The 430-nt window shown below is 76.5% G+C and carries 1 protein-coding gene; it reads right to left on the reverse strand.

Features of this window, described 5'->3' with window-relative positions; all coding sequences use genetic code 11:
* Window positions 1–430 (reverse strand): glutamate ligase domain-containing protein (locus R5H29_RS11860; protein ID WP_332329217.1); only part of this gene is annotated, 430 nt, incomplete at both ends.

Raw genomic sequence — 430 nt, forward strand, 5'->3', positions numbered from 1 at the left:
AGCACCCGCCCCGGCGGCAGCGCGGCCACCTGCGCCAGCGCACCCGCCATATCCGGACCGGGGTGGGCGGTGCCGCTGGAAGCCGCAACGATCTCCGCCACCTCCAGCGCCAGATGCTGCGCGGCCTCCCGCACCGCGAACAGGGCGGCCGCGCGCGGCATCAGGGATGCGAGGAAAGCGCCGGCGTCCTTCGTGCGCTTCATGCCTGCAACGACGTAGAGCGGCCGGTCGCTCCATTCTTCCGCCTGGCGCGCCAGCACCTCGCCCGCGCCTGGGTTGTGGCCGCCGTCCAGCCAGAGTTCGAAGCCGGCCGGGAGCAAGGCGGCGAGGCGGCCGTGCAGGCGCTGCAGCCGGGCTGGCCAGCTGGCGCGGCCGATGCCGGCCCAGGAGGCCGGCGGCACCGCGAGGCCGGCGGCGCGCAAGGCCGCGA

Source organism: Stenotrophomonas sp. A3_2 (assembly GCF_036624925.1).
Lineage (GTDB): Bacteria > Pseudomonadota > Gammaproteobacteria > Xanthomonadales > Xanthomonadaceae > Stenotrophomonas > Stenotrophomonas hibiscicola.